The 3,637-nt window shown below is 62.7% G+C and carries 5 protein-coding genes; all 5 read left to right on the top strand.

Annotated features, from left to right (window positions below; genetic code table 11):
- Positions 1-69 precede the first annotated feature (69 nt).
- Positions 70-786, top strand: a complete 717-nt coding sequence (locus tag AC1D0P_RS23275; RefSeq protein WP_477678908.1) for a class II aldolase/adducin family protein — start codon at positions 70-72, stop codon at positions 784-786.
- A gap of 45 nt (positions 787-831) precedes the next feature.
- Positions 832-1,806: a Bug family tripartite tricarboxylate transporter substrate binding protein gene (locus AC1D0P_RS23270; protein ID WP_477678907.1), complete on the top strand. Its 975-nt coding sequence runs from the start codon at positions 832-834 to the stop codon at positions 1,804-1,806.
- A 171-nt stretch (positions 1,807-1,977) separates the two neighbouring features.
- Positions 1,978-2,415: a universal stress protein gene (locus tag AC1D0P_RS23265; protein ID WP_477678906.1), complete on the top strand. Its 438-nt coding sequence runs from the start codon at positions 1,978-1,980 to the stop codon at positions 2,413-2,415.
- Between the two features lie 58 nt (positions 2,416-2,473).
- Positions 2,474-2,713 (top strand): HP1242/YdcH family protein, encoded by a 240-nt coding sequence (locus AC1D0P_RS23260; RefSeq protein WP_477678905.1) that lies wholly within the window; start codon positions 2,474-2,476, stop codon positions 2,711-2,713.
- Between the two features lie 110 nt (positions 2,714-2,823).
- Positions 2,824-3,637, top strand: an 814-nt coding sequence (gene ppk2, locus AC1D0P_RS23255) for a polyphosphate kinase 2 (protein WP_477678909.1), incomplete at its 3' end; no start/stop codon positions are given.

The following is a 3,637-nucleotide window of genomic DNA, read 5'->3' as shown; positions in this document are numbered from 1 at the left end:
GAAAACTCCGAATGTAATATGTATACTTATTAAAAACGCCCTCCCGGTCGTTGCTAATAAGGAGACTCCATGACGCTTCCCGCACCCGATCCCGCACTCGTCGAAAAACTCGTGATGGCCAACCGCATCCTCTATGCCCAGGGTGTGGTGGACGGCTTCGGCCATGTGAGCGTGCGCCATGACAAGTCGCCCGGCCATTTCCTGCTGTCCTGCAACCGGGCGCCCGGCCTGGTTAAAAAAGCCGACATCCTGACCTACGACCTGAATGGCGACCTGGTGGTCGAGTCGACGCTGCGCTCCTACCTCGAGCGTTTCATCCACGGCGAGATCTACCGCGCGCGGCCCGACGTCATGGCCGTGGTGCACAGTCATTCGCCCAGCGTGATTCCCTTCGGCGTCACCGGCCAGCGCCTGCGCCCCATCTTCCACATGAGCGGTTTCCTGGGCAGCGGCTCGTCGCTGTATGAAATCCGCGAATCCAACGGCAACACCGACCTGCTGATCCGCGACATGGGCCTGGGCAAGGACCTGGCCAAGGCCCTGGGCCAGCACACTTGCGTGCTGATGCGCGGCCACGGCTCCACCGTGGTGGCGCCCTCGCTGGAGCGCGTGGTCTACCGCGCCGTGTACGCCGAGGAAAACGCCAAACTGCAGCTCACCGCCAGCGCGCTGGGCCCCATCGAATTCCTGACGCCCGAAGAAGCCGACAAAGCCATGAACACCAACGAAGGCCAGGTCATGCGGCCCTGGGAGCTGTGGAGCAGGGCGATCGGGGCCGTTGAGTAATTTCTTCACCACTCGCAACACCACACGAAAGCGAAAAGGCAAACCATGAAATTCCCCAGACTGCTGGCGCTGGCCGCCGTGATGTCCCTGAGCTGCCTGGGCGCGACCCAGGCGCTGGCGCAGGATTACCCCTCGCGCCCGGTGCGCGTCATCGTGCCTTATGGCACGGGCGGCGGCTCCGACATCCTGGCGCGCCAGATAGGCGCGCGCCTGCAGGCCATCTGGGGCCAAGGCGTCGCGGTGGACAACCGCGCGGGCGCCTCGGGCAACATCGGCACCGAAGCCGTGGTGCATGCGCCGCCGGACGGCTACACGCTGCTGCTGCAGAACAGCACCATGGTGGTCAATCCGGCCGTCAACGGCAAGCTCAACTACGACCCGGAAAAAGACCTGACGCCCATCATGCTGCTGGGCCTCACGCCGATCGCGCTGGTGTCGCACCAGAGCACCAACATCAAGAATCTCAAGGAACTGGTCGCCTATTCCAAGGCCAACCCGACGGCGCTGAACTACGGCTCCTGCGGTGTCGGCACGCCCCAGCATTTCGTGATGGAGCTGGTCAAGCAGAAGTCCGGCGTCGCCGCCACCAACGTGGGCTACAAGGGCTGCGCCCCGGCCCTGACCGATGTGGTGGGCGGCCAGGTGCAACTGGCCATCCTGAGCGCCAACCTCGCCGCGCCGCATCTCAAGACCGGCAAGCTCAACGCCATCGGCGTGTCGACGGCCGCGCGCTACCAGCTGATGCCGGAGGTGCCGACGTTTGAGGAGCAGGGCCTCAAGCCGCTGGATTTCTCCATCTGGTACGCGCTTATGGGGCCGGCCAAGATGAAGCCTGAAGTGGTGGCCAAGATCTATGCCGACGTGCAAAAAGTGCTGGCCGAACCCGCCGTGAAAGAAAACCTTTCGGGCGCCGGTGTCGAGCCGCTGTCCGGCAATGGCGCCGCGCTGTCCAAGCTGATCAAGGTCGACCTCGCGCGCTACGCGCAGCTGGCGAAATCGGCCAATATCAAGGCCGAGTAAGAAAAGCCGAATAGACAAGGCTGCCGTTTTCGGCGTCTTGTCTGACGGCGCCCCCGGGGCGCCCTGATCTATAAATGATGCAAGGCCGTTCCTTCCGGGCCGGCCGAGGCCGGCATTGACCCGGGAGGGGCTGGTGTCTGAGAATCTATCCAGGGTTTCAAGGAGCGCATCATGTACAAGCACATTCTCGTCCCCGTGGATGGCTCGGCAACCTCGCAAAAGGCCATAAGCAACGCGCTGGCCGTCGCGCAGGCGTTCAAGACCGAGGTGACGGTCATCTACGTCATAGACCCCTATGCCTTCACCGGAGTCGGCACCGACTTCGCTTACGGCCAGGCCGAGTACCTGAGCGCGGCCACCGCCGAGGCCAACGAGGCCATCAAGGCCGCCAAGCAGGCTTTCGACGGCGTGGGCATCGCCGCGACCGGCTCCGTTGTCGAAGGCCATGCGGTTTACCGCGGCATCCTGGACACCGCCGAATCGGTCGGCGCCGACCTCATCGTGATGGGCTCGCACGGCCGGCGCGGGCTTGAAAAGCTGGTGCTGGGCAGCGTCACGGCCCAGGTGCTCTCGCATGCCCACTTGCCGGTGCTGGTGGTCAGGGACTAAGCTGTCTTTTCCCCGAGAGATTCCCGCGGCGATCACCGGCCATACAAGGAGCTTCCCAATGGACTTGCTGAATCACGACCTGGCACACGAGTTTCCGGAATACCTGCAGAAAATGCGTAGCCTCAAGGTGTCCGACCCGCACTTTGCCAGCCTCTTCACCCAGTACGACGCCGACAACCACGCCATCACGCGCTACGAGCAGGGCGTGGGCGCCATCACCGATGAAGGGCTGGAAGACCTCAAGAAAAGGCGGCTCAAGGTCAAGGACGAGATCTACGAAATACTCAAAAAAACCTGACCCGATCCGCCGGGCTTTTTCATCAAACTGCCATGGAGGTCCGGTACGCTGGGGTGCGACCGGCTTTCGGTTTTTGGGAGAAACCCTTGAATTCAAGTGACGAAGACCTGATGCGGCGTATCCGCAATGACCTGATCGACAGCTTCGACGAAGAGCTGGAGATGGAAATCGAAGACCGCACGGTGGCCGAACTGATAGGCGAGGACAAAAGCCGCAGCCCGCAGGAACTGGCCAAGGACAAGGAATACCGCCGCCAGTATTTCCGCGAGCTGTTCCGGCTGCAGGCCGAGCTGGTGAAGCTGCAGGACTGGGTGGTCGCCACCGGCCACAAGGTCGTCATCCTGTTTGAAGGCCGCGATGCAGCCGGCAAGGGCGGCGTCATCAAACGCATCACCCAGCGGCTCAATCCGCGCGTCTGCCGCGTGGCGGCGCTGCCGGCCCCGAATGACCGCGAACGCACGCAGTGGTACTTCCAGCGTTACGTGTCGCACCTGCCGGCGGCCGGCGAGATCGTGCTGTTCGACCGCAGCTGGTACAACCGCGCCGGCGTGGAGCGCGTCATGGGCTTTTGCACCGACGAGCAGTACGAGGAATTTTTCCGTACCGTGCCCGAATTTGAAAAAATGCTGGGCCGCTCGGGCATACAGCTGATCAAGTACTGGTTCTCCATCTCCGACGAAGAGCAGCACCTGCGTTTCCTGGGCCGCATCCACGACCCGCTCAAGCAGTGGAAGCTCAGCCCCATGGACCTCGAATCGCGCCGGCGCTGGGAGGAATACACCAAGGCCAAGGAAATCATGCTGGAGCGGACCCACATTCCCGAAGCCCCCTGGTGGGTGGTGCAGGCCGTCGACAAGAAAAAGGCGCGCCTCAATTGCATACACCACCTGCTGCAGCAGATGCCCTACCATGAAACCGAACACC

It is taken from the genome of Polaromonas sp. P1_G2 (genome assembly GCF_056405515.1).
This window is presented reverse-complemented; position numbering and strand designations above follow the sequence as displayed.

Bases quoted from the DNA above. Each gene is read 5' to 3' on its own strand.
- AC1D0P_RS23265 (WP_477678906.1), top strand. From the start codon at position 1,978: ATGTACAAGCACATTCTCGTCCCCGTGGATGGCTCGGCAACCTCGCAA.
- AC1D0P_RS23275 (WP_477678908.1), top strand. From the start codon at position 70: ATGACGCTTCCCGCACCCGATCCCGCACTCGTCGAAAAACTCGTGATG.
- AC1D0P_RS23260 (WP_477678905.1), top strand. From the start codon at position 2,474: ATGGACTTGCTGAATCACGACCTGGCACACGAGTTTCCGGAATACCTG.
- AC1D0P_RS23270 (WP_477678907.1), top strand. From the start codon at position 832: ATGAAATTCCCCAGACTGCTGGCGCTGGCCGCCGTGATGTCCCTGAGC.